The organism is Pseudoalteromonas sp. 20-MNA-CIBAN-0454 (assembly GCF_040308685.1).
Taxonomy (GTDB): domain Bacteria; phylum Pseudomonadota; class Gammaproteobacteria; order Enterobacterales; family Alteromonadaceae; genus Pseudoalteromonas; species Pseudoalteromonas nigrifaciens.
Genome location: NZ_JBEOOB010000037.1, coordinates 1 through 24,258, shown reverse-complemented (window position 1 = coordinate 24,258; position 24,258 = coordinate 1). Strand labels below are relative to the sequence as shown.

Genomic DNA, 24,258 nt, shown 5'->3' with positions numbered 1-24,258 from the left:
TGCTATGAAACCGTTACTTGCTGCACCAGAACAAGTTATAAAAGAGAATACTGTTTTTGTTGAACAGGCAATACAGTATTTTGAAAATAAGGATTGGGACAATTTAAACAAAATCCCAGTAATGATTGACCAAAATGGTAAAACCATAAGTTACTTTGGCGATAACACATGGGATTTAACACACTATGTAGATGTCAAAATTGTTTCGAAAAAGCGGGCTTCTTTTACTCATTTAACAACTATTTCCTTGTTGCAAGAACAAAAGTTACTCGCATTCCTTGGTTTATTTGCTGTCGGCACCTTAAGGCAAGGGGCAATGATAAAAACCACAACATTTTTAGAGAGAAATATCAATTTAACCCAAGTATATAAATACATAGAATCCATCAAAGCAGATTCGATTTGTGTCCTTAACCATCCCATACAGTTTTCTAGGTTTTGCGAATATTTAAAGTCACTTAAAATGAGTGGGCCATATACTTCAAAACTTATTTTCGCATTAAACTGGATCGAAGCGGTTAAGAACCAAACCCCCATAAAACTATCATTACCTTTGACGACATCAATTACAGAATTAGGCCGTCAATTAGGTTGCCCAACCAAACTAGAAAGTGAGCAGTATTACGCTATACCATCACGCTTGATGCAACTCATATACTCAAAGGCTATCGAGTATATAGATACTTACTATCCTATTCGAGATACATTATTAGATATCCATACCGAGCAGCAAGAAAACTATGAAATTGGCAAAGCGGCTGTTGATAACAAAATAAAATCAGGTCAATGGAACTGGTTAACATCTGATTCCCCTCACTACAAAGCTGAGATAACTAAAGCTAAACCCCAAACTTCTACCAATATACTTAAAAGCTATATTTCCAACGCTGATATCGAAAAATTAATTCCTAGTGATATACGAAGATTCAATTGGTTATACTCCCATATTCTAACTTGCTGCTTTATAATTTGTGGAGCCTTTTCGGGCATGAGAAGAAGCGAGATCTATAGTTTACACTCTGATAGCTTTAAAACATTAAAATTAAAAGACCAAGTGTTTTATTCGTTACAATCCTACCACAGTAAAATGACACCTGCGGTGCCTGAAAAAGCAGAGTGGTTGGCATCTCCAATTACTGGGAAAGCAATCGAGCTCGCATCACTACTCACTCAAAATATGAGAACTCAACTCATGCTCTCAGATGACCGAGTCGAAAATGCTAGAGCCTCAAGCATCTGGCTAGTTCAACAAATGAAATGCAGAAAGCCAAACATGCTGACAGGTCCACCTTTTGCTCTTCATCATAAGCAGCTAGTAGAAGAGGCTGGCGCCATCGTAAATGAGCAAGATTATGAAGAGTTTAAACTTCTAAATCCAAACCTAAACATACACGCTTACAAGCAAAAGATAGTTATAGGTAAGCCTTGGGCTTTTACAACCCACCAACTCAGGCGAACTTTTGCAGTATTTGGTAAACGCTATAATTTACTCTCTGACGTTGCCATTAAACAACAGTATAAGCATATATATTTACCAATGTCTCAATGGTACTCAGAAGGAGGCGTAGCAGCCAAAATAAAACATGTAAAAGTGGACTCAGAACTCAATAATTTACTTCAAGAAGTGGATAAAGAAGTCACTACACAACTATTGCATCAGTGGTATAACTCAGATGACAAGCTATATGGTAAGAAAGGTATAGATGTTGTTAAAGATAGAGAAGATACCGCTGTTAAATACTCATCCTGGGATGCTCTTTATGCTCAAGTATCTGCTGGTAGAATATCTATTGCTGGTACACTTCACTCATACTGCATGGCTGGTTATGAATGCAGAATGGAAAAGGTCGTATCACCAACCAACTGTTTTAACTGCGAGAACGTTGTCATAGACGAAACTAAAGCACAAGCTTGGCAAAAACGACATCAGTGGATTGTTGAGACTATAACTGAAATGGAGCAGCATACTAAACTATCTCAATCGCAGCTAAGCCATTTTATTACGCAATTACGTGCAGCTGAAAAGGTTATGGACTACTTTGAGATAAGCTACACTCCATACAAACCCGAAATTGAGATCAGACAGCTTTGAGTAAGTCAGAGAATACAAGGTTAGAGCTTCTAAGCGCAATTGACAGGATACTTTCTGGCGATACAGTACGTATTGATGCCAAACGAGGTTTAAGTGCCATTGCAGTTGAGGAAGAAGCTAACCTTGGTAATGGCTCAGCTTACTATTACTCAGACGTCATTGAAAAAATTAAACTACTAAAATCAAAAGCTATAACAAAAAAGCAAGCACAGCAAAACTCAGATGTTACTAAGTTACGTGAAAAGCTTGCCAACGAGAAACGGTTAAAAGAAAAATATCGAGCGGAAATAGCCAGCTTAAAAGAGCAAATGGCACAAATGGCTTCTACCCACAATGCCCTAGCGCTTTCAAATCACCAGCACTTAAAAAAGATTAATGACCTCGAATCTGAGTTATTTCTGCTTAAGGGAAGTAACTAGCAGAATGTACCAATTTATAGCATGTATTAGTTTAGACTTGAACTTACAGCTATATATTTTTATATCATAAGCTTAAATTTCATAATGAGAAAACGACAAAAGTACTGACGCTTAGGTGAGAATAAAAAGCCCTCTTCAATATTATGTACAACTAAAGCCTTCCTTTTCTCGAAAAAGAGCCAACTTTCATTAGTAAAGCGGCTTAAAGACCAGCTAATACAAAAATATTTTATAAAAAACAAATGCGACACCCATTTTAGTTATTACCTACTAAGCCTTACCTTCTAATTTAATTAGTGTCAAAAATACAAATTGAAAATTGACACTGTAAAAGCTCACAGTGCCAATTTACCTTTAAGCTTAGAAATCGTTCTTCGGTTTTACATCTAGTAGCTGACCATTTTTAGCTATTTTGAAATAAACGTGATCACTACCGTTATTATTTGATGCTTGAACAACATAATAGTCACCGTTCTTGCTTATGACTGAAAACGCTTCTGAAGAAATATCTTGCCAAGAATCATTTAATTTTCCAACTTCAAAACCATAGTCTTTAAAGGTCAATTTTTTTATTGATTTAGCTGCGATACTAATCGCTTGTTGATCATTAATGTAGCCATGGGCATGATCACTATGTGCTAAAACACCAGTACTCATTAACGTAATACAAACTAAGACGATTGAAATTAATTTATTCATTGTTTTCTCCGGTTAAATTTTAAGTTTACTTTTTTAAGCCAATCACTTTAAATTGACCTTTTACTAAAAGTTGTATAGCCACGGGGTTATCTGAGTTGTTTTTCCAGTACCAGCCATGTGAGCCCCCAAATGGGGCGGTAAAGCTGCCCTTCATTTCGCTTAAATTGGCAATTGCATAGCTTTCGAAGTAACCGGTTGTGTCTCCTGCTGGCTCTCCGTGTAAATCAAAATGTAAAGAAGCGCCATCGGTCATCCATTCGTAGGTCATTTTTTCATATTGTTGCATCTCAAATTTATATTCAACCCCGCGATTTGCAGGGATAGTGACTTCAATTGTTTGAAACTCATCACTGCCCACTTGCAATGAATCTGATGTTTTAAGTGGTTTTTGCGCTGATGCCTGAGCTATTTTAGTAACGCCCAGTTGTTTACCGATCCCGGTTGGATCAATGTTATATTCTGCCGGAAGGATAAATAGCACAAAGGCGATTATCGCAACTAATGAAGCGGTGATACTGGCTTTTATAAGTGTTTTTGAACTAACTGTATGTTGCATATATTTCTCTAAATTAATTAATTATATAGCCGGTTAATTGAAGGCCGACTAGCATTAAGCCGGCACTCATTAACGCACCGTTGATAAATGTTGAAAAACGATGAAATGACGGCCGTTTACGCCACACATTAATGGCAATTAAAATAACTGCGAGCGCTAAAAATTGGCCAAGCTCTACGCCAATATTAAAGGCGATTAGGTTTGTCAGTAATCCATCTTCGGGTAATTGAAACTCTTGTAACTTGGTTGCTAGACCAAAGCCATGAAACAAACCAAAAATAAGCACCGCCATTTTTGTATTTGGCTGCCAATTAAAACAACGCTTAAACCCACCTAAGTTATCAAAGCCCTTATAAATAACTGAAAAACCAATAATAGCGTCAATTAAATAGGCATTAATCTGAATATCGCCAAGCACACCTAATAGTAACGTTGTGCTGTGGCCGATGGTGAACATGGTGACATACAGCAAAACCTCTTTACTGCGATACAAAAAGAAGATAACACCGATTAAAAACAATATATGGTCGTAACCGGTGATCATGTGCTTTGCACCAATATAAATAAATGGCACAAACTGTACGCCTTGGTTTTGCTCTAAAAAAGCGCGAGTGCTGTCATCAACTCCATGGGCCAAGGTCTCAAAGCTAAGAAAAGCCAAAACAAGCACCATAATCATTATGCTAACGTTTATTATTTTAGTTGACATCATGTTGCTCCAACGTTTCACTTTCAGTCAAAATAGACTCCTTTTCATTGTGTAAAAGTCGATACAGTGCGGGGATCACAAATAATGTTAGTAAGGTCGACGAAATAATGCCGCCAATTACCACGGTTGCTAAAGGCCGCTGTACTTCTGAGCCAATCCCTGTATTAAGTGCCATAGGAATAAATCCTAATGAGGCAACCAGTGCTGTAGTTATCACTGGGCGAAGACGTGTTAATGCCCCCTCTGTTATCGCTTGATTAAGCCCCATTCCTGAGCTGCGTAATTCACGAATAAACGATACCATTACCAAGCCGTTTAATATGGCAATGCCGGATAAAGCAATAAAACCGACCGCTGCAGATATTGAAAATGGAATATCACGTAACAGCAGTGCTGCAATTCCACCGGTAAGCGCTAAAGGCACACCGGTAAAAATAATCGCAGCATCTTTAAGTGAGTTTAAAGCTAAAATAAGCAAGCCTATAATCATTAACAATGTAACGGGCACAACCACACTCAAACGCTCAGAGGCCGATTGTAACTTTTGATACGTTCCTCCGTATTCAATCCAATAACCAGCAGGAATAGTGACTTTATCTTCAATAATTGTTTGAATATCTCCAACAAAGCTTCCTAAGTCACGTCCTCGTACATTGGTAGTCACTACAATACGACGTTTAGCATTTTCGCGATTAATTTGACTTGCGCCATTAGTGAGTTTGATTGTTGCTAACTCTTGGAGCGGCACAGCGCGACCATTAGGTAAATTAATAGGTAAGTAACCTATCTCTTGCACATTATTACGCTGCTGCTCTTCTAAACGAACAACAATATTAGAGCGGATATCCCCTTGATAATACTTACCTGCAATAGTCCCTCCTAATGCGGTGGCTAACTGTGACTGAATGTGTGCTTTGCTGATACCAAACTGGCTTAGCTTTTCAGTATTGGGTACAATTTCAAGCATTGGCAACCCGCTTGTTTGCTCTACCATTAAATCGGCAATACCGTCAACATTTCCAATAGCGGATTCAATCTCCTTACCTAACGCAGCAAGTGTTTCAAAGTCATCACCAAACACTTTAATTGCCAGCTCAGCGCGTACACCTGCTAATAATTCATTAAAGCGCATTTGAATTGGTTGTAAAAACTCATAGCGGTTACCTGGAATTGGCTTAACTAAGGCTGCTAACTCTTCAACAATTTGTGCTTTTGACTTATCAGGGTTTGGCCATTGCTCTCGTGGTTTTAGAATAATAAAGTTATCGGCTACGCTAGGGGGTACTGCATCTGTTGCTACATCTGCGGTGCCGATTTTTGCAAATACACGCTCGACTTCAGGCATCTGCGTAATTTTTTCTTCCAACACTTTTTGTAGCTCAATCGCTTGGCTTAATGATGTACCAGGAATACGAAGCGCATGCATGGCAATGTCTCCTTCATCAAGATTTGGTGCAAACTCGCTTCCTAAGCGTGTCGCTTGATAACCAAAGAATGTTACGAGTAAACAAGTTATTAGCACCACAGCCCAGCGGCCTTTTAATGCTAATGAGAGTACCGGCTTATAAATACGACTTAACCCCAGCATAATATGATTAGGTTTTTCTTTAATTGGCTTTTTAAATAATAGGGCGATCATTGCAGGCACAAATGTGATCGAAAGCGCCATTGAACAAAGCAAAGCAATCACAACCGTTAATGCCATTGGATGGAACATTTTTCCTTCAACGCCTTCAAGCGCGAAAATAGGTAAATAAACAACGGTGATGATGAATACACCGAATAAAGCGGGTCGAATAACCTCTCGTGTAGCCGTAAAAACAATGTCTAAACGTGCTTTTAAAGAAAGAGGGGTATCACCTCTCATACTTAAACGACGTAAGCAGTTTTCGACGATAATTATCGTACCATCAACCAATAGACCAAAATCTAATGCCCCTAAACTCATCAAGTTTGCACTGACTCGCGTATGTACCATACCGGTTATTGTCATCAACATTGCAAATGGGATCACTAAAGCCGTTAAAAATGCGGCTCTGAAATTCCCCAGTAATATAAATAATACAACAATAACTAAAATGGCCCCTTCGAGCAGGTTAGTTTGAACAGTATTAAGCGTTTTATCTACCAGTTTAGTTCGGTCATAGACGGCTTTTGCAACTATACCTTCGGGTAAACTGCCATTGATTTCTTTTAACTTTTCACCAACGCCTTGTGCAACTGTGCGACTGTTCTCACCTATTAACATGAACACGGTGCTCATCACCACTTCGCGGCCATTTTGTGTAGCAGCACCAGTACGCAATCCTTTGCCATCACTTATAGTGGCAACATCTTTAATAAACACTGCACTGCCGTCTATGGTTTTGATGGGTAAATTAGTGATTTCAGTTAAACCAGCAACCTGACCTGGGACACGAATTAACCATTGCGCACCGCTTTTTTCAATAAATCCGGTGCCTTGGTTTTGGTTGTTTTGACCAATAGCATCAACAACATCTGCTGAGGTAAGATTATAAGCCAGTAGTTTTTCAGGTTTAAACGCAACGAGAATTTCACGCTCGTAACCACCAATAGGGTTTACTTCAACAACACCTGGTACCCGCATTAATTGAGGGCGAATTGTCCAGTCATGTACTGTTCGTAAATCAATGGGGGTTATATCACTACCGTCGGGATTTTTAGCACCAGGCACAGCATCAACCGTAAACATAAAAATCTCACCTAATCCAGTAGCAATGGGACCAAGCTCAGGTAAAAGGTTTATCGGCAACTCCGAACGTGCACTAGACAACCGCTCATTAACCAACTGACGAGCAAAGTAAACATCGGTATTATCAGCAAAAATAGCAATAACCTGAGATAAACCATAACGAGACACTGAGCGTGTGTTTACAAGTCCTGGTAACCCCGCAAGTGCGTTTTCGAGGGGGAAAGTAACGCGTTGTTCAACCTCTAACGGCGTATAGCCTGGCGCTTCGGTGTTGATCATAACCTGAACATTGGTTATATCAGGTACTGCATCAATAGGCAGTTTAGTAAAATTCCATAAGCCTAATCCTGCAATGGCTAATACCATGACAAGAACGAGGATATTGCGCTTTATAGCAAAGCGTAAAATCGATTCTAACATTACGCTCTCCTAGTGATCGTGTGACGCGCCAGATTTTTCAATATCGGCTTTGATGACATAGCTATTTTCAGTAACATACTCGGTACCGGCAGGCAGTCCACCTAGTACTTCTATCCATGTTGCATCTGAACGACCCAGCTCAAGCATCCTGACTTCATATTCATCAGCGACTTTTGCATACACGACCGTAAAATCACGAAAGCTCTGTAAGCCTATTTTCTTTACCGCTAAAGGAACTTCAAAAGAAGCAGTTTCAATATCGGCTTTAACAAAACTCCCTTCCAACAAAGGCTCAGTCTGTTGTGCCAACGTAACCCACACCATTCTTGCCTGATCACTTCTAACTTTTGGCTCTATAAATGATACCTTACCAGCAATATTCACAAGACTACCTTCTGCCTTAATGCTCACTAGAGTGCCTTGAGATACTTTGCTGTAATCGCTCGGGTAGACAGCTAATTTAACGACAGATTGACTCGCGTCTGTGATAACAAGCAGTTCACGGTTATTCGTTTGCTCACCTGAATTAGCCATTTGTTTTGCGACAAAACCAGCAATAGGCGATTTTATCTCATAGGGGTTTAAACTTTCATTACTTTCAATCGTCATTAAAGTTTGGCCTTTATTTACTTTATCGCCAAGCTTTACATTTAAGTGCGTAATAACACCTTCAAAACGTGCAAAAACAGTGCGGTGCGCACTCGGCGGTAACCAAACCTGTCCATAAGCAGGGATCGTTTGATGAAGCTTTTGAGACCCTGCAATTGCAGTTTCAATCGCCATTGCATCTACTACTGCGGGTTCGATTTTTGTTCGCCCCTCTAGGTTATCGTATTGCCAACGATATGTTTTTCCTTGGTAGCTCGCATTTACTGTGACAATAAAAGAGTGCGGTTCGTAAATTTCCATATCCCCACGTAAAAAGTCACTTTGGCTAATAAACTTAATATCATCAATCACATTACCTAATCGGGTTAACGTAACCGTTAATTCAACATCGTCGGGATTAATTGGGTTTTTATTATCTGTTAACCATACTCTAAACTCAGGTGGTACGCCTGTTTCGAAAATCGCTAACTCCAATGCGAAGTTTCCTTCACGAAGCATACGACCATTATGCGGCCCTTTTTCAGGCTCTGCTTGCTCTGTAGTAGGTGTTGATACTGCGCTAGCGGGTAAATGTACCCCCGCGCTGAGGCCGAGTAATACGGCAACGGTTATGGAGGAAATAAAGTTTGTCGTTTTCATAAATAATCTCATTGTTCTATCGATGCGCCAGTAAGACGCTGAATTTCTATATGTTGTAAATGTAAGCTTTCATAAGCGCTAAGTAGTTCTGATTGCGCGCTTAATTGCGCCTGACGCACGCTACTCCACTGGTTGTAATTCAATTTACCAACGTTAAATGCTTGTTTTGCTTGGGTAAGCGCGGTTTCTAGCGTGGGAATGATTTCATTTTTTGAGGTGGTAATTACATGAACAGAATGCTTAACTTCTTGAAGCAAAGCATAAAGCTGGCTATTAGCTTGTTGAGTTAAACTCTTCGCTTGCGCTGTTAATACATCTTGCTCGGCACGTAACTTAGCGACCGTTCCGGCATTGCTGCCAGATGCTCCCCACGGAATAGAAACACCGGCCACGAGCCCATAGTCATCCGTTGATTCATAACGACGTAAGCCTGTTGTAAATTGCCATTGTGGTTTTGCTTCAATTTGAGCTAATTCAATGTGTGATTGTGCAATACGTTTTTGACTTGCTAACTGCATCAAACGAGGCGCATTTTTAAAGCGCTCGAACTGTGACTGAAAATCTACAATTTTAGGTAACTGCAATAAGTTACCTGTAAGTGTAAAGTCAGTGCGAGGCTCTGCCCACAAGGCTGAAAGCTGATATTTTCCGCTGGCTATTTCATGCTCAAGATCTTCGACAAGTAATTTTTGTTTAATTAGTTCAGCTTTGGCTAAATTTTTATCAATAGCCAACGACTGACCAATACGAACTCGTTTATCTATTGCATTTACAACTTCATTCGCTTGTCTTACTGCCATTTTATTGAGCTTTAGTGCCTCTTCTTTCACCAGTAGTTGAATAAATTGCTTCGCAGTCATCGCGGCTAAATCAAGTGCAATAATTTGTTTATCTAAACGTAACTGCTCAAGTTCAGACTGGCTTGCTTTTACGCGACTATCAATTTGCTCTTGTTGAATCAGCCAAGAGAAAGTTAAGGTTGATTGCATATTTTGCAAACCACTATGCTCACCTGTCCCAAAAGCATCTTCAACCATTAAGCCTATTTGTGGTCTTTGGCCTATACTTGCTTGCTTTATTTTGCCTTGCTGGGCTTTATCTCGATAAAAGAAGCCCTGTAACTGCGGGTTGTTAGCAAGCGTGAATGAGATGGCTTGCTTTAGATTTAATGTTTGATAAGCCTCAGCACTTGCAAAACACGGCAGTGCTGTAAAAGCCATCAATACCCCCACAAAAAACCGACTGCCAATCGGTTTTTTGTGGGTGAAATGACTACTAAATGATTTCATTTTAATCCTTACTTAGTGGATGAAAAAAGTTTCGATAAGATGGTGGACACTATCGACAGTCGACAGTGTGAATAAACTGATAACCACAAAGCTAAACAAAGTGATCATTAAAAGTAGCTTAGGCGTAGTGGAGATTGGCATTAACAATGTTTGTATACGCTGAGTTATTTGCTCATTACTAAAATGACTCATGTATATATTGTCATTCGTAATATGTTGTTGTCGTTGAAATCGAGCAACATTAATAAGTGCTTGAGCCACATCTAAGCCATCAAAACTTTGCGTTGCACCGACATCAGCAATTTGTTCTGTTAAAGCCGTATAAGATTGCTGTAACGCCGCGCGCGTTGACGCAGGAAAACACCAACCAAATAGACTAAACAGTGTTTTAAAAAGCGGATCTCGGGCTTTTAAATGTGCTAGTTCATGCTGTATGACTATGTGTACTGTTTTTTCATCAAGTGCTTGTAATCCGCTGGTTATATATACTTTTGGATTGAAAAAACCAACAGTAAATGCCTCTGGTATAAGGTGTTCAATAACGTGTACAGACTGGTTTGGATAATCTTTGTGAGGTTGAGTATTTGATAAAGCCAACAGACTGCTCATTGCTGAACTATGTCTATTAAGACTAAAAAATGCATGTACGCTAGCACTTGCCATCAAACAAACAGCCGATATAAGCAATACCGAATGCCAACTATATACAGAGAAAACCTCAAGGTGATGCCAGTGAGCGACTCCTTGCCACCAATTAGACATTGGATTTTGATGTGCCTGCCAAAATACAGCTGCACACAATAATGAGATCCACCAAGGGCTGCTAATAGTTAACCAAAGCATGAACTTACGCTCGGTAAACTGGAAAATAGTAAGTTTTTTACAAAGCGAGGTGTGGAAGAAGGAAATCAATATGATCACACAAATAAAAGCGGTCACCGCTGCGCTCGCTAGATTTAAAAACACGGCCCAATTTCCAACAATCATGTTTACACTTTTCCGCTTCGTAGTTTTCGCTGCTGCTCTATAAGTTTTTCGAGCTCATCTAATTGTGTATCATTAAAATTAGTCGAAGTAGAAGAAAATGCAGCAATTAAACTGTTTTCACCCTCTTCAACAAAGTCAGCTGTAATATCATTTATTAAAGTAGCTATAAGCGAGTTACGATCAACTTTAGTTCGGTAATTATAAGCATGACCCTGCTTAGTTCTGCTAAGAAGGCCTTTTTTATAAAGTCTTTCAAGGGTGCTTTGAATAGTATTGAGAGTGCAGCCACGTGTTTTACCTAAACGACTGTGCACATGCTTTGCATCCGCTTCTTTAGAAGACCACAAATATTGAAGTACTAGTTTTTCTAATTCGCCTAACTGCATAATCAAATATCTCTTAACAACATAGCCATATCATGGCAAAATAAAAACCGATAGGCAATCGGTTTTTATTTTTTTATTTAAAAAGGAAAGTAATACATGGGTTGGATAATTTTTAAATACTTAGTGACAGCAGCAATTGTTGTAGCGGTTTCAGAGGTCGCAAAGCGCAGTGATAAACTCGGAGCACTAATTGTAGCACTTCCATTGGTAACCATTTTAGCGATGATTTGGTTGTACGTTGAAAAACAGCCGCCAGAGAAAATTGCGAGTCATGCCTGGTACACATTTTGGTATGTTGTGCCTACCTTACCGATGTTTTTAATATTTCCATCATTACTACACCGATTTGGTTTTTGGCCATCACTCGGCCTCAGCGCCTTAATAACTTGTTTTATTTTTGGAGTGTTTGCATTCGTCGTTAGTAAATTTGGAATAAATTTATTACCCTAAAAGTTGTTTCTGAAATTAATAATATGGTGAAATCAAGGATGTAGCTGAGGCAATAATTTCGATACTTATCTCTAAAAAATTTCCCATTACTTAGCAGAGTCAAATAAAAGCTAGCCTTATTTATGTACTAAGAGTGATAATATAAACAGAATATGGCTCATTTTATGGAACTATAAAAATGCTTCTATAACTCTAGTTCTAAGTGATTTAATTTGTATACTGCTCAATGAACAACCTGAAAGCAGCTCATAATAAGCTAAACCGCGCTCTGAAGTTAGGCCCCCTAGAACGAGTTTATCAAGGTTTTCTTTTAACTTATTATCCCTGTTTATTTTTGGCAATGTTAAAGGTCTAAATGTATCTTTTCTCACCAAAGTTGTGTCACATTCCATATCAACATAAGAGCAACTATCTGGTATATCAATATTAATACGCTCAGCAAACTCAATTAAGCTTGTTTCTGCAAATGTGAATAACCAGGCGAATTCAACTTTACCTTTGCCAGACCTAAGAATGCGCCCTAGAACTTGCCTAAAATACAACTCTGTTTTTATAGAGCTTAAATGACAACATACTTGTAGCCTAGGTATGTCGGTCCCTTCACTGATCATACCAACACTAACGATCCACTGTTCAGTAGATGACTTAAATGAGTTGATCTTCTGTGTTGAATTATCGTGTAAGTAAGTAACTATGGTTGACGTTTGATTAAATTCTTCAATTAATAAGCTGTTTATCATTTCAGCGTGCTTAACTGAAGACGCAACAACTAGGCCGCCGGCAGCCGGGTTTGAAGCTCTTATCTCCGACAGTTTTAATACGGCTAACTTCAATAAATACCTAAGTGCAGAGTCATTATTAAGTACCTCTTGGTACGCTGATTGAGCTTGTTTAACAAATTCAGCTATTGATCCATATGTATCTTGGCCATCCGAAATACTATTGCTATCAACTAAAACTATTTTTGGCTCTCTACAGACGTTATCTCTAATAGCTTGACTCAAGCTGTATTGATAATCGCATATCAACTCACCTTCTGGGTCAGAATAATTCACTAAAGCAATAGGAAGGGCGTCTGAGCGCCAAGGAGTGCCCGATAGCGCAAGTGTGTAAGTTGCAATATCCTGTAAATGGAAAACAACTTTCTCACCCCACGTATTGATTTTAGATTTATCTTGCGAGAATGAGCAGTGATGTATTTCATCAAAAATAAAAAATGTACGATACTTTCTAAGCCCATCCCAAGTACTTTCAGGAATAGAGCATAAGCTTTGATAAGTCATAGAGGCACCTACAGCCGTAAATGAGCCATCAAACGAACACCCAATTATTTTTCCAAATGTTCTTTTGATATTATTAGCCACTTCAACCGATGGTGAAAAGCAGATCACTCTATCTATCATTCCTTTATCAAATAACGTTTTGGCCAATGAAGCTGCCATTATTGTTTTACCAGCACCAGGAGTGGCCTGACATAGAAAGTGCTTATCAATAGCTGTATATTTTTTTACTGCTAACTCAACACATTCCCTTTGCCAACTTCTCAGCATTGCCGTGCACCATTATCCAAAGAGGCCAATATATTAGTTAAAGCGTTAACTTTTCCTAATAACTTCGCTGAATTATTTTTAGCATCGTCTAATGCAGAATAAAACAAGCTAAGGTGCTCAGGGAATCGCTTTTGTAGAGCTTTATATTCATCAACTTCCCCTAACAAAATCGCAAGCTCAGCCTCAAACTGTTTCTTTTCATTCAATAAAGTTTCAACAAGCGGTGATGCTTGATTATTAGTATGACTGCTAATTGATTTTTCTTTTTCAATTACAACTTGTTTCGCCACAAACGTAGCGTTATTAAACAGCTCAGTTTTAAAATACTTTTTATGGCGGCCACTTCCTTTTGTTTTTAAGAGCTCTTTTCGTTCAAGCGCTGTAATTTGCCTATAAATGAATTTACGCGCCTCATCGATATCTTGATATTTATCAGTTACGGTTAATAACTCATCTCTGAGCTCGACAATTGTAAAACCATTGCACTCTTTTTCGATCAAAAGGGAGTAAATGTGTTGGTTTAATTTGATAACTTGGGGCATTTCTTATACTACAACAATTAAGAAAACTTAGGGTTGCTAAGTATATAGAACAATGCAAAACTTAGAAATACTAAGTTTTATGCTCGAGAGTGATTTTAAGAACATTCCCACAAATAGAACTTAGGATTCCTAAGTGTACAAACCTTTGTAAAACTTAGACAATCTAAGCTATTAGAGACTGAAAAATGATGCTTCTGTGTTCCAAAATCCAATTCCAATTAGACTCAAACAAGCCCGCGCTAAGTCAGGTATTACTCAAAAGCAACTGGGTATACTTATCGGTATGGATGAAAACTCAGCGAGTGGTCGCATGAACCACTATGAAAAAGGCCGTCATATTCCAGATTTAACGACTCTAAAAAAGATCGCTAATGAACTAAATGTTCCATTGAATTATTTTTTCTGTGAAGATGAGACAACAGCAGAACTAGCAATTGAAATATCAAAGTTAGATACAGAGAAAAAGCTTTTATTAATTCAAGAGCTTAAAGGACCATCTAAATAGCTATATTGTACCCATACACAAGGAAGGTTAAATGCGATTTAATGAAAATGGACCTAATATTCCAGATGAACTTCTTGATAAATGTGACCACGGCAAAGTAGTTTTATTTTGTGGGGCTGGTGTTTCTTTTAACTCTGGACTACCAAGCTTTATAGAACTAACAAAAGCTGTAATTGATTTTTTTTCTCCACTAGAAAGCTCCGAGGTTTACCAAGAGTTCTTACCTTGGATCACCGAAAACTCTAATAAGTCACATCTAAGAACTCCATTGGATCAAATTTTCCACTTGCTATACCAAGACTATGGACGTGACGAAGTTAATCAAATCGTTGCCAGGGTACTTTCCAAATCTAATTCTATTGATGATGTTGGCAAGGAGCATGGTATATTAAAACTCTTATCCAGTGGTCAAAGCGGTAAACCAAAAATAGTAACTACAAATTTTGACCTACTTTTTGAGCAGAACGAAATCCTCTCTTATAGTGAACCTCCATTTTTCCCTGATTTATCATCCGGCGCAAGTCTCGAAGCAATAACCTATTTGCATGGCAGGCTAAAAGATCCGTCTGAAAAACATCATCCTTATATTTTAAGTAGCGCAGATTTTGGAAGAGCATATTTATCCGAAGGTTGGGCAACTAAATTTATAATTCAATTATTAGAGGTATACACAGTTGTTTTAGTCGGCTATCAAGCTGAAGATCCTCAGGTGAAATATTTACTTCAGGGACTTAATCATGATGAAAAGTTTGACCGGACAAAAATTTACGCATTTGATAAAGGTGAGGCTGAAGACATCGAAGTCAAATGGCGTGATCGCGGTGTAACTGCAATAGCATACCCTGACCATAGTGATTTATGGGAAACACTTTCTATTTGGTCAGAAAAAGTCGATAAGCCAAAAAAATGGATAAGTTACATATTAAACCTTGCAGCCTCAAGCCCAAGGCAGTTGAAATCATTCCAAAGAGGCCAAGTTGCTAATTTTCTTACTACCTCAGCTGGGGCTAAATTATTTAGTACTACAGAGCCCACACCTTTAGCTGAATGGTTATGTGTTTTTGACCCGCAAATAAGGATAGGAAACCCGAGTAAAGGTCACAATTTTAGGGATAGTGATGGCGAATCATTTGACCCATTTATTGAGTATGGACTAGACGATGATCCTTCGAGACCGGTGGATAAAGAAAACTACAATTTACCAACACTACCACATAAAAACTATTTATCATGGTTACCGTGTGACAATATTGCAACTGAAGATATGGACTTGCGCTCAAACAATAACTTGATATCACCTAGACTCTGGTATATCACAAATTGGATAGTAAAGAACTTAGACGATCCTGTCATTGCATGGTGGGCCATTAGAAAAAGAGCTTTGCATAACGCCTTAAAAGAAAGAATCTTAGTGAAGCTTTATAGTGCCAATTCACTTCCCGCTAAGGCACAAAAAATACTAGGCTTTATAGCTAGCAAGCAGTTTGAGAGTAGTGAATGGTTTAACCCGTCCCATAACTACTATAGATTTCAAGATCTAATAAAAAATGAAGGATGGAATTTAACAACCTTGCGTTTTTATGAGACAAAGTTAGAGCCTTTCGTAGAGTTTGAAAACCCTTATGGTATACATGCATCAAAGCCTCCTTTAAAAGCATGGAGTGCAATACATTTATCTGATATTTGTAATTTCGAAATAAAGTTTCCTTTAAAGCTTAACCCTAGTATTGAAGTTCCATATGACAACTTGTACAGAATATTGCAAGCTACTTTAACCCACTTGGAATACGCTAGTGATTTATCAGATGAGTTTGGCCACAAGCACTTTTATAATACTCCTTCGTGTTATCCAGACCCTAATGAAGACACTTACAACTTAGAAGAGCACAGCTCATTTTATTTCTTTATTGAAAACTTTAAACGATTAGTTGATAAGTTTCCTTCACAGGCAAAAGCGCTTAGCTTTAATTTAAATTTAAAAAACTCCTTATATTTTAATAAACTAAGCTTATATTCATTTGGGTTTAACTCTATTTTCTCCGCTTCAGAAGCCGCAAACTACGTATTATCAATTGATCTAGAATACTTTTGGAATAGAAGTTATCAACTCGATTTGCTTCGTTTATTAGAAAAACGATGGAAAGATTTTTCTAATACAAATAAAGAAAAGCTAGTTAAAAAAATCTTAGATGGTCCTAATAAATCTAAACAAATAACAGATGAAGAATTTCAAATTTTCAAGAACTTAGAGATATTTCGCTACATTAAATGGTGTGAACTCAGTCAATTGGTACTGCCTGAAAAGTACAGAAAAAAAATCGATATGATCATATCCATGCATCAAGACTGGCAGGTTAAAGAACCGGCAGAGCTGGTGCATAACACATCTGTAAAAGTTCATGGAATTACAATTGATGAAGAAGCTGATTTAATCATTAATGCGCCTATTAGTGAAGTAATTAAAAGATCAATACAAGTTTATAATAGAGGCTTTGAAGAATATACAGCTAGGAGGCCATTTGATGGCTTAGTAAAACTTAGGCCTAAAAAAGCGTTATTAGCATTGTCGTATTTGAGTAAAAGAAAAGATAACCCAAAGTATTTCTGGTCGGTTTTATTAGATAATTGGCCGGATAGTGCAAGCAGAAAGACTAAAATTACATTACTAAATCGGCTTTATTTATTACCTAAAGAGATATTAACTGAGCTAAGTTATCACTTAGGTAATTGGCTTGATCGCCACGGACAAATCTATCTAAAAGAGTTGCCCAACTTATGCTATAAATTTTTTGACCACTGTACATTAGTAGTTTTAAGGGGTAAGCAAGGTGCTTCGAAATCCAAGGAGACTTCATTAAGTCATATTACATGGGTTGAAGCTAAAAGTAGCCTGACAGGGGCTATTCTTAATACATATATTCAAGAAATTGACTCCTATCGTTTAGACAAAGATGCTGAAATACCAAGCATATTTAAAGACAAAATTGAACAATTTTTAATAAGTGAAGATACTGTTAGCGCTTACGCATCAGCAATACTCTCTTATCAAATAAGTTGGTTACATTATATAGACTCTTCTTGGGTTCAAAGCTTCCTGTTGCCATTACTAAATCTAGATAATAAGTTATCTGGTCCTGCTTGGAGTGGTGTGATTGCAAATAAATTACCATCTGTCGAAGTAAGCGTCCTATTGAAGCCAAAGATTACTCATCTATTCCCCAAAATTTATGAATGGGCTTGGGATCAGAGACTCATAGAGGCCACATCACATAAAATAATTGAGCTTGCCTTACCTTCATATAAAGGTAAGGATAAAATAAACGCTTCAGATGCTAAAAATTGCTTTAGAAATATGAGAGAAAAAGAAAGAGCAGCGGTAATTCGTTATTTGAGTAAGGGCTTTGCAAAAAATTCTAATGAATGTCTTAGAGACGTAACTACTATTATCGAGAGTATTTGGCCCAGAGAGAGAAAATACAGAACTAAAGAACAAACTTCTGCATGGATTAACTTATTAGAGAAGTCTGGTAGCTATTTTCCCAACTTATTTCACTCTATGGAGTGGTGTTTAACACCATTGGAAGTTCAACATCATTGGTTAAATTCATTTGCACGCAATACTTCAGATTCAATTCCATTAGCATCTCAATTTCCCAATGAGGTTCTAAGCCTGTGTGATTTGATAATACCAAAAGAGACACGTTCATCCCTTTATCACTTAAAAGAAGTTCTAGATCTTATAGAGCAAGCAAACAATGATATTGTTAATAATCAGCAATTTATGAAACTAACTAAAATATGTGAAAATAATTAACTTACAATTAAGAGGTTAGAATGGATATAAACCTTTTGGTTCAGCTCATTACAACAATAACAGCGTTATTAGCTATTGGGCTTACCTATTGGACTATTAGAACACAACAAAAACACAATAAACTATCGGTTGCACCAAGGCTAAGTGACTGGCTTCATACGGACGATAGCTCCATTTGTTTTGATATAATCAATAAAGGGCTAGGTACTGCACAAGTTAGATCATTTGAGTTCATTGTTAATGATAAAAGCATCTCTTGGCCTGAACTTGATAGTGATATTCGTAATTATTTTAAAGCTGAGTTAGACACTAAGAATATATATACATCAAGTTTATCTGCCACGAGCTACATAGCTCAAAATGAAAAAGTATGTATTCTTAAATTACATTTTTTACCTGGAATGGATATGAGCTCTATCGAGAAGAGACTAACTACCAGATATCAACTAAAAATAGAATATGCCTCGTTATATGAGCAAGTATATTTTTACAGCTCCCCCCTTGAGAGTTAATAGTATTTAGGTGTATGTAATGATGAAAAATGAAGTGGAAAAAGAAATCTTTGAGCTGCAAATACAATTTACTGAGTTAATGCGCCTATTTGATGACAAAGAAATAAATTTGGATGTTATCTCAGTCAAATATTCCAAATTAAAACAACAAGTAAATGGTCGTGTAAACGATTTAGAAAAAGCTAAAAAGAATAATCGGCTCAATGAATATGAAGGCTATTTCTTACTTCCATGCATGAAGAAGATAAGCCTCAGCTGTAATGCTAGAGTAGGTTCAAAAGATAAATCCGCACTAAGCTCATCTATATATGATGGTGAGGATTATTGCTCATATTGGCTGACAGAAATAAGAAGCTGTTGAATTACTTTTAGGTAAACAATTAATGTCAAACCAAATAGAAATATCTATTGTTAGATCGCAACGACTTATATCTGCTGCAAAAACTTTGCTAGATTTAATCGAAGACGATGAGCTATTTTTGTGCGATAAGCGAGAGCCCTTTGTTTTACTTTGCGCTTTAGCAATAGAAGCAATACTAAATGAAGCTCTAAGCGACTTAAAATACTTATTGCAAGAACAAGAGCTAGGCAAAAGCTTAATTGATGCCTTTGCGACTATGGGGTTACAAGCAAAGCTTAATAGTTTGTTTTATATTCTATCTAAGGGGCGCTATACAATAAATAAATCTTCAAACTGTTTGAATCGCCCCGTGTTTGCCAGAGACTCAATAACTTGAGAAACTGGAACTATGAAAAAATCAAATCGCTATACATCAGAATTTCGTGAACGTGCAATTAGGCTTGTTACCACACAACAGCATGAATACCCTTCTCTTTGGGCTGCGCTAGTATCGATTTCAGATAAACTGGGATGTACCCCAGAAACACTTAGAGCATGGGTCAAGAAATCTCAAGCTCAACCGTCTAAACCCTCTTCTAATACGCAATCAACTGAAGAACGCCTTGCCGTCTTAGAGCGCGAGAATAAAGAGCTCAAGCGAACGAATGATATCCTGAGGCAAGCTGCCGCTTTTTTCGCCCAAGCGGAGCTCGACCGCAAACAGAAGTAATAGTGGATTTTATTGATGCTTGCAGAGAGCATTACGGTGTCGAGTCAATTTGCAAGGAATTGCCGATTGCACCATCAACGTATTATTCTCATAAACAGATACAAAGAGAGCCTGAGCGACTGTCTAACCGCAAAAAGCGTGATGCTGAGCTGATAATACTCATTCGCGAAGTGTGGGAGGATAATATGTCAGTTTATGGTGCAAGAAAAATATGGAAGCAGCTACAGCTTGACGACCATCAAGTCGCCCGCTGTACAGTCGAACGATTGATGCGAGTTATGGGAATTCAAGGTGTTCGTCGGGGTAAAGCACATAAGACAACGATACCTGACGAGCAACAAGATAAGCCACTTGATTTAGTTAATCGTCAATTTACTGCTGAGCAGCCAAATCAACTTTGGGTAGCTGACATCACCTATGGTGTGCCCGGAGTTCAGCACTAGCAAGGAATGCTTTAATGAACCACGAGTCTATCTGAAATACATGAGCAATACGGTAGGAGCCAAATTGTTTATGGCACTATCTGGTTGTGCAGATAGTTGAGTCTGAGCGGCAGTGACTTATCGTATGCTGATAAGGTGATGGAACTCGCTGACAACGGGGAGTGAGGCGAATTCGTTACGCCAAGATGCTCTTCTAGACTAAGTATTGGACGGATGAAGTACATGAACCGATTAACCCGCATCTATGGGCTGAAACGTCGCCATTGCCTACACGAATTAACAGGCAATATGATGCTGCAATAATACTAAATGTATGAGTATTATTGCCGACTTGATAAATCACACGTAGGTATTTATCAATGGATAAACGCTAAATCACAATTCAGCGTTTAAGTATTATCACCTTACAGCACGATAAGGTTAAAGACTGCGATCGGCATCCACCCCAATATGTTCGAGTTCAGATAGGTAAACCGGGGAAGGTTTGTTTGAATGCTAAGGGAGCACGACCCCGATGACAAACAAGCTGGCGGAGCGTTCGTAGTAGTCTGAGATGGGGAAAGCCCATTACATGGCGAAGGGGCGCAGTTTAATTGATTTGCGCAAGCAAATTACCTGACCTTAATGAGGTGAAGACCTGTGATAATCAGCGAACTGCAACGTAAATTAGCAACATGGACAGCAACCGATAAAGCGCGTCGCGTTAATCGATTACTGCGCCTTATCAGTCACCCACAATGGCTTTGCCAAGCGGCTGAAGTAACGCTTTCTTCAAAAGGTGCCAAAACACCTGGCGTTGATGGAATAACTAAAATTCACTTACAGGATAAGCTGACTGATTACTTAGATGGGATCAGAAATGATTTACTCTCGGGTAATTATCAACCAATGCCTGCCAGACGAATTTATATTCCTAAAGCGAATGGAAAGCAACGCCCTTTAGGCATACCCACCTTAAGAGACAGAATAGTGCAACGTGCCATGCTCATGGCAATGGAGCCGATATGGGAAAATGATTTTCATTCACTATCCTATGGTTTTAGACCTGAACGCAGTGTCCATCACGCCATTAGAACTGTTAAGTTACAAATGACAGGCTCAAGTGAACCACGTGGGCGCTGGGTAATTGAAGGGGATTTATCAAGTTATTTTGATACAGTCCACCATCAATTACTGATGACATGTGTGCGTAAGCGTATCAATTGTCGACGATTTAATGAATTGCTCTGGCGGTTCATCAAAGCAGGACATATTGAACGTAATCTATTCTGTGCAACAAGCGAAGGCGTACCACAAGGTGGTGTCATTTCTCCATTATTGTCAAATATCATGCTCAACGAATTTGATCAGTATTTGGATAAATGCTACTTGAGCAAGAAAGCACGTAAAGATCGCTGGTACTGGAATCGTACAATCCAAGATAAGCGTACCATTGCACTAGAGGAAAATAGACAATGGAAACCTGGGGTTGCTTATTGTCGTTATGCCGATGACTTTCTTGTGATTGTCAAAGGTAACAAACAACAAGCAGAAGCCATTCGTGATCAGTGTCGAAATTTTCTTGAAGGTAAACTTAAACTCACACTTAACATGGAGAAAACCCATATTACGCATGTGAATGATGGATTTATCTTCCTTGGTCATAGGATCATAAGGAAACGTGGTCCTAAAGGGAATATGCGTGTGGTGTCTGGTATTCCACATGGTAAGGCTAAAGCATTTTCTCATTCCTTGAGCCAAGCTTTATCCAGTGATCACAGTTGTAGCAAGATAGACAAAGTTGAACAACTCAGCCGCAAGCTTAAAGGCTGGGCGCAATTTTATCGTCATACTGATTATACCGCTAAAGTTTACAGTAAAATTGATCGTATAGTTTTCTGGAAATTAGCAAAATGGCTAGCGCGGAAATATCGTTGCTCCGTTAAGTCATTAATGATGAAGTGGATAAAACGACCGACGCCAAATCAGGCCAAGACTTGGGTATTATTTGGTAAAAGCAATCGAGGTAATTTATGTAGCGCTTCACTATATCGACTGGTGAGCAGTCCTAAGTTGCCCTTCCGTTGGCGATTACCTGAATCAAACCCTTATCTTAGAGATGAAATGAGAAATACTGTCACATCTCGCTACAGCGATGTTGTAATGGCTGTAAGCCACAATTAAGCGGAGAGCTGTATGCGCTGAAAGGTGCACGTACGGTTCGGAGAGGAGAGGCAGAAAAATAGTTCGACTACGTTCTGCCTCTTACTCTACTTGCCACATGGAGTGGGTTTGTTTATGTCGCTTTCGTGATAGATGTTTTTTCACGATACATTGTAGGTTGGCGTGTATCAACGACAATGCACACAGAGCTTATTCTTGATGCGTTAGAGCAAGCTATTTGGCATCGTGGCAACCCCGAAGGGTTAATTCACCACAGCGACAGAGGCAGCCAATATTTGTCTATACGATACACTGAGCGACTTGCTGAAGCTGGAATTCAAGCGTCTGTAGGCAGTGTGGGTGACTCTTATGACAATGCATTGGCTGAAACAATAAATGGATTATTTAAAACAGAGATTATTCGCAGAAATGGCCCGTGGAAGAATGTTGATGCTGTTGAATACGCAACGTTAGAGTGGGTCAATTGGTTTAATAATCAACGCTTATTATCTTCAATTGGGTATATTTCACCAGCTCAATATGAAACAGACTACTATGATAATTTAAACGAGTCAGGTAAAGTGGCCTGACTTAAACAAACTGGTCTCCGATGAACTCGGGGCGATTCAGTTATTCATATTTGAGAAAAATTATAAAAGCTAGAAACATAAGTGCTCACCCAAAACCTGTTGAATTGGGTTCATTTGAAATTTGCATGTACAAAAATACCGATGGTTTTGATTCTTTTTTGCTGCCAAAAGAAGTGTTTACTAAAGGGCTGTTGCAATCCGATATTTTTACGGCTCAAGAATTAAAAAACTGCTTATTAAATATTCTTTTATTACAAAACACCCTCAAATATATAGTCAGAAAAGATCCCCTAGAAAACAGAGAACTCTTACTAGAGATTAGCTAAGATACATCAATGTAATATCTGTTAAAGCTACTTATATTTAGTAGCTTTGACAGACATTACGCTTTTGGTATCTAGGTTTGTACTTCATCTAAAAGGCAGCTATAAAAGAAGCTGTCTTTCATATTTTTTACGAGCTTAATTTTGCTTCCATAGTCAGTAAGAACGGGCGATAATACTGAAGAAAACATACGACTAACTCGCTATAAACATGTTCTGTAAATCAATTAAGCTAGGTGTAAATGGTTAAATATATTCTCGGTCTTCTAACAGGTTTTTGTTTAACTGTCTGGTATCTAGTTTTTGACCTTAAATTTAATTTTGATCATGCGTTTACTCTTAACCTAATAATCGCAGCGGGAACTATTACGGCTACCGCGATACACTTCGATTCAGTCAGGAAACAAAGAAAAGATCGAGTTTGGGAAATAAACAAAGAAAGTCTAATTCAGCTATCTAAATCGTTAGCCGACGCTATAGAAGTTTCATCTAAATTGTCTGACCAAGAATTTAATATTATGAACAATATTCCTGATGATACTTGCACTGAGGGTGCAGCTGAAATAAACCAAAAGTTCCAAATGACAATTTCCGACTCGTTAAATGTTTACAAGCCTCTACTTAACGCTGAATTAATTACTGCTATTGAAAAATATCAACAAGCAGAAAAAAACATAGAGAGTTCATTTGATCACGATCAAATTAATGTGTTTGAAGCTTATTGCATATTCCGGAGCATCGTGAACAGTGATTCCGGCCCATCGTGAACACCCGTTCTGGTTTTAGCGTGAACGCTCAT

The 24,258-nt window shown here is 38.3% G+C and carries 23 protein-coding genes, 1 pseudogene and 1 other annotated feature; of the genes and pseudogenes, 14 read left to right on the top strand and 10 right to left on the bottom strand.

What is annotated here, in order from left to right:
• The first annotated feature begins 4 nt into the window (after positions 1-4).
• Both AAEZ22_RS15425 and AAEZ22_RS15420 read left to right on the top strand, forming a co-directional pair.
• A complete protein-coding gene (locus AAEZ22_RS15425) occupies positions 5-2,092 on the top strand; it encodes a hypothetical protein (protein WP_008467210.1) in 2,088 nt (695 codons plus the stop codon).
• Positions 2,089-2,511, top strand: a complete 423-nt coding sequence (locus AAEZ22_RS15420; protein WP_008467209.1) for a hypothetical protein — start codon at positions 2,089-2,091, stop codon at positions 2,509-2,511. The genes AAEZ22_RS15425 and AAEZ22_RS15420 overlap by 4 nt, the downstream gene beginning before the upstream one ends.
• Positions 2,512-2,871: 360 nt before the next feature.
• Here AAEZ22_RS15420 and AAEZ22_RS15415 read toward each other — a convergent pair whose 3' ends face one another.
• From AAEZ22_RS15415 to AAEZ22_RS15380, 8 genes are read right to left on the bottom strand one after another with little or no spacing between them, the layout of a single operon-like run.
• Entirely contained in the window at positions 2,872-3,210 is a 339-nt protein-coding gene (locus AAEZ22_RS15415) for a DUF6488 family protein (protein ID WP_008467207.1), read from the bottom strand.
• A gap of 25 nt (positions 3,211-3,235) precedes the next feature.
• Positions 3,236-3,766: a hypothetical protein gene (locus tag AAEZ22_RS15410; protein WP_008467204.1), complete on the bottom strand. Its 531-nt coding sequence runs from the start codon at positions 3,764-3,766 to the stop codon at positions 3,236-3,238.
• 13 nt (positions 3,767-3,779) lie between these two features.
• Positions 3,780-4,475, bottom strand: coding sequence for a HupE/UreJ family protein (locus tag AAEZ22_RS15405; protein ID WP_008467202.1), 696 nt, complete (start codon positions 4,473-4,475; stop codon positions 3,780-3,782).
• Positions 4,465-7,608, bottom strand: a complete 3,144-nt coding sequence (locus AAEZ22_RS15400; RefSeq protein WP_008467199.1) for an efflux RND transporter permease subunit — start codon at positions 7,606-7,608, stop codon at positions 4,465-4,467. The genes AAEZ22_RS15405 and AAEZ22_RS15400 overlap by 11 nt, the downstream gene beginning before the upstream one ends.
• A gap of 9 nt (positions 7,609-7,617) precedes the next feature.
• Positions 7,618-8,856, bottom strand: a complete 1,239-nt coding sequence (locus AAEZ22_RS15395; RefSeq protein WP_008467197.1) for an efflux RND transporter periplasmic adaptor subunit — start codon at positions 8,854-8,856, stop codon at positions 7,618-7,620.
• Between the two features lie 8 nt (positions 8,857-8,864).
• Positions 8,865-10,145, bottom strand: a complete 1,281-nt coding sequence (locus AAEZ22_RS15390) for a TolC family protein (protein ID WP_008467195.1) — start codon at positions 10,143-10,145, stop codon at positions 8,865-8,867.
• Between the two features lie 12 nt (positions 10,146-10,157).
• On the bottom strand, positions 10,158-11,132 hold the full coding sequence (locus AAEZ22_RS15385; protein ID WP_008467193.1) for a M56 family metallopeptidase: 975 nt from the start codon (positions 11,130-11,132) through the stop codon (positions 10,158-10,160).
• A gap of 2 nt (positions 11,133-11,134) precedes the next feature.
• On the bottom strand, positions 11,135-11,518 hold the full coding sequence (locus AAEZ22_RS15380; RefSeq protein ID WP_008467191.1) for a BlaI/MecI/CopY family transcriptional regulator: 384 nt from the start codon (positions 11,516-11,518) through the stop codon (positions 11,135-11,137).
• Between the two features lie 96 nt (positions 11,519-11,614).
• Between AAEZ22_RS15380 and AAEZ22_RS15375 the strand changes: the two genes are divergently transcribed.
• Positions 11,615-11,968, top strand: coding sequence for a DUF3147 family protein (locus AAEZ22_RS15375; RefSeq protein ID WP_008467186.1), 354 nt, complete (start codon positions 11,615-11,617; stop codon positions 11,966-11,968).
• A gap of 170 nt (positions 11,969-12,138) precedes the next feature.
• Here AAEZ22_RS15375 and AAEZ22_RS15370 read toward each other — a convergent pair whose 3' ends face one another.
• Entirely contained in the window at positions 12,139-13,518 is a 1,380-nt protein-coding gene (locus AAEZ22_RS15370; protein WP_008467184.1) for a DEAD/DEAH box helicase, read from the bottom strand.
• Positions 13,512-14,060 carry a VspR family transcription factor gene (locus tag AAEZ22_RS15365; protein WP_024597111.1) on the bottom strand — a complete coding sequence of 183 codons (549 nt, stop codon included), beginning with the start codon at positions 14,058-14,060 and terminating at the stop codon, positions 13,512-13,514. The genes AAEZ22_RS15370 and AAEZ22_RS15365 overlap by 7 nt, the downstream gene beginning before the upstream one ends.
• 196 nt (positions 14,061-14,256) lie before the next feature.
• Here AAEZ22_RS15365 and AAEZ22_RS15360 point away from each other — a divergent pair, with 196 nt between their 5' ends.
• From AAEZ22_RS15360 to AAEZ22_RS15310, 11 genes and pseudogenes are all read left to right on the top strand, one after another.
• Positions 14,257-14,565, top strand: coding sequence for a helix-turn-helix domain-containing protein (locus tag AAEZ22_RS15360; protein ID WP_008467181.1), 309 nt, complete (start codon positions 14,257-14,259; stop codon positions 14,563-14,565).
• Positions 14,566-14,596: 31 nt separating this feature from the next.
• A complete protein-coding gene (locus tag AAEZ22_RS15355) occupies positions 14,597-18,379 on the top strand; it encodes an SIR2 family protein (RefSeq protein ID WP_024597110.1) in 3,783 nt (1,260 codons plus the stop codon).
• 20 nt (positions 18,380-18,399) lie between these two features.
• Positions 18,400-18,891 (top strand): hypothetical protein, encoded by a 492-nt coding sequence (locus AAEZ22_RS15350; RefSeq protein WP_008467177.1) that lies wholly within the window; start codon positions 18,400-18,402, stop codon positions 18,889-18,891.
• Between the two features lie 19 nt (positions 18,892-18,910).
• On the top strand, positions 18,911-19,252 hold the full coding sequence (locus tag AAEZ22_RS15345; RefSeq protein ID WP_008467175.1) for a hypothetical protein: 342 nt from the start codon (positions 18,911-18,913) through the stop codon (positions 19,250-19,252).
• Between the two features lie 22 nt (positions 19,253-19,274).
• Positions 19,275-19,628 (top strand): hypothetical protein, encoded by a 354-nt coding sequence (locus tag AAEZ22_RS15340; protein ID WP_024597109.1) that lies wholly within the window; start codon positions 19,275-19,277, stop codon positions 19,626-19,628.
• A 12-nt stretch (positions 19,629-19,640) separates the two neighbouring features.
• Positions 19,641-19,961 (top strand): transposase, encoded by a 321-nt coding sequence (locus tag AAEZ22_RS15335; RefSeq protein WP_008130909.1) that lies wholly within the window; start codon positions 19,641-19,643, stop codon positions 19,959-19,961.
• Positions 19,919-20,035, top strand: a sequence feature (AL1L pseudoknot). It overlaps the preceding gene by 43 nt.
• Positions 19,964-20,404 (top strand): IS3 family transposase, encoded by a 441-nt coding sequence (locus AAEZ22_RS15330; protein WP_080670014.1) that lies wholly within the window; start codon positions 19,964-19,966, stop codon positions 20,402-20,404. (Overlaps the previous feature by 72 nt.)
• Positions 20,405-21,043: 639 nt before the next feature.
• Entirely contained in the window at positions 21,044-22,567 is a 1,524-nt protein-coding gene (ltrA, locus tag AAEZ22_RS15325; RefSeq protein ID WP_008109360.1) for a group II intron reverse transcriptase/maturase, read from the top strand.
• A 68-nt stretch (positions 22,568-22,635) separates the two neighbouring features.
• A pseudogene (locus AAEZ22_RS15320) lies at positions 22,636-23,136 on the top strand (IS3 family transposase); the annotation flags it as partial.
• Positions 23,137-23,186: 50 nt separating this feature from the next.
• A complete protein-coding gene (locus AAEZ22_RS15315; protein WP_352297904.1) occupies positions 23,187-23,462 on the top strand; it encodes a hypothetical protein in 276 nt (91 codons plus the stop codon).
• 239 nt (positions 23,463-23,701) lie between these two features.
• Positions 23,702-24,226 (top strand): hypothetical protein, encoded by a 525-nt coding sequence (locus tag AAEZ22_RS15310; protein WP_352297901.1) that lies wholly within the window; start codon positions 23,702-23,704, stop codon positions 24,224-24,226.
• The last annotated feature ends 32 nt before the right edge of the window (positions 24,227-24,258 follow it).

Coding starts and splice junctions, on each gene's coding strand:
- AAEZ22_RS15425 (WP_008467210.1), top strand. CDS start 5: ATGAAACCGTTACTTGCTGCACCAGAACAAGTTATAAAAGAGAATACT.
- AAEZ22_RS15415 (WP_008467207.1), bottom strand. CDS start 3,210: ATGAATAAATTAATTTCAATCGTCTTAGTTTGTATTACGTTAATGAGT.
- AAEZ22_RS15410 (WP_008467204.1), bottom strand. CDS start 3,766: ATGCAACATACAGTTAGTTCAAAAACACTTATAAAAGCCAGTATCACC.
- AAEZ22_RS15405 (WP_008467202.1), bottom strand. CDS start 4,475: ATGTCAACTAAAATAATAAACGTTAGCATAATGATTATGGTGCTTGTT.
- AAEZ22_RS15400 (WP_008467199.1), bottom strand. CDS start 7,608: ATGTTAGAATCGATTTTACGCTTTGCTATAAAGCGCAATATCCTCGTT.
- AAEZ22_RS15395 (WP_008467197.1), bottom strand. CDS start 8,856: ATGAAAACGACAAACTTTATTTCCTCCATAACCGTTGCCGTATTACTC.
- AAEZ22_RS15390 (WP_008467195.1), bottom strand. CDS start 10,145: ATGAAATCATTTAGTAGTCATTTCACCCACAAAAAACCGATTGGCAGT.
- AAEZ22_RS15385 (WP_008467193.1), bottom strand. CDS start 11,132: ATGATTGTTGGAAATTGGGCCGTGTTTTTAAATCTAGCGAGCGCAGCG.
- AAEZ22_RS15380 (WP_008467191.1), bottom strand. CDS start 11,518: ATGCAGTTAGGCGAATTAGAAAAACTAGTACTTCAATATTTGTGGTCT.
- AAEZ22_RS15375 (WP_008467186.1), top strand. CDS start 11,615: ATGGGTTGGATAATTTTTAAATACTTAGTGACAGCAGCAATTGTTGTA.
- AAEZ22_RS15370 (WP_008467184.1), bottom strand. CDS start 13,518: ATGCTGAGAAGTTGGCAAAGGGAATGTGTTGAGTTAGCAGTAAAAAAA.
- AAEZ22_RS15365 (WP_024597111.1), bottom strand. CDS start 14,060: ATGCCCCAAGTTATCAAATTAAACCAACACATTTACTCCCTTTTGATC.
- AAEZ22_RS15355 (WP_024597110.1), top strand. CDS start 14,597: ATGCGATTTAATGAAAATGGACCTAATATTCCAGATGAACTTCTTGAT.
- AAEZ22_RS15350 (WP_008467177.1), top strand. CDS start 18,400: ATGGATATAAACCTTTTGGTTCAGCTCATTACAACAATAACAGCGTTA.
- AAEZ22_RS15345 (WP_008467175.1), top strand. CDS start 18,911: ATGATGAAAAATGAAGTGGAAAAAGAAATCTTTGAGCTGCAAATACAA.
- AAEZ22_RS15340 (WP_024597109.1), top strand. CDS start 19,275: ATGTCAAACCAAATAGAAATATCTATTGTTAGATCGCAACGACTTATA.
- AAEZ22_RS15335 (WP_008130909.1), top strand. CDS start 19,641: ATGAAAAAATCAAATCGCTATACATCAGAATTTCGTGAACGTGCAATT.
- AAEZ22_RS15310 (WP_352297901.1), top strand. CDS start 23,702: ATGGTTAAATATATTCTCGGTCTTCTAACAGGTTTTTGTTTAACTGTC.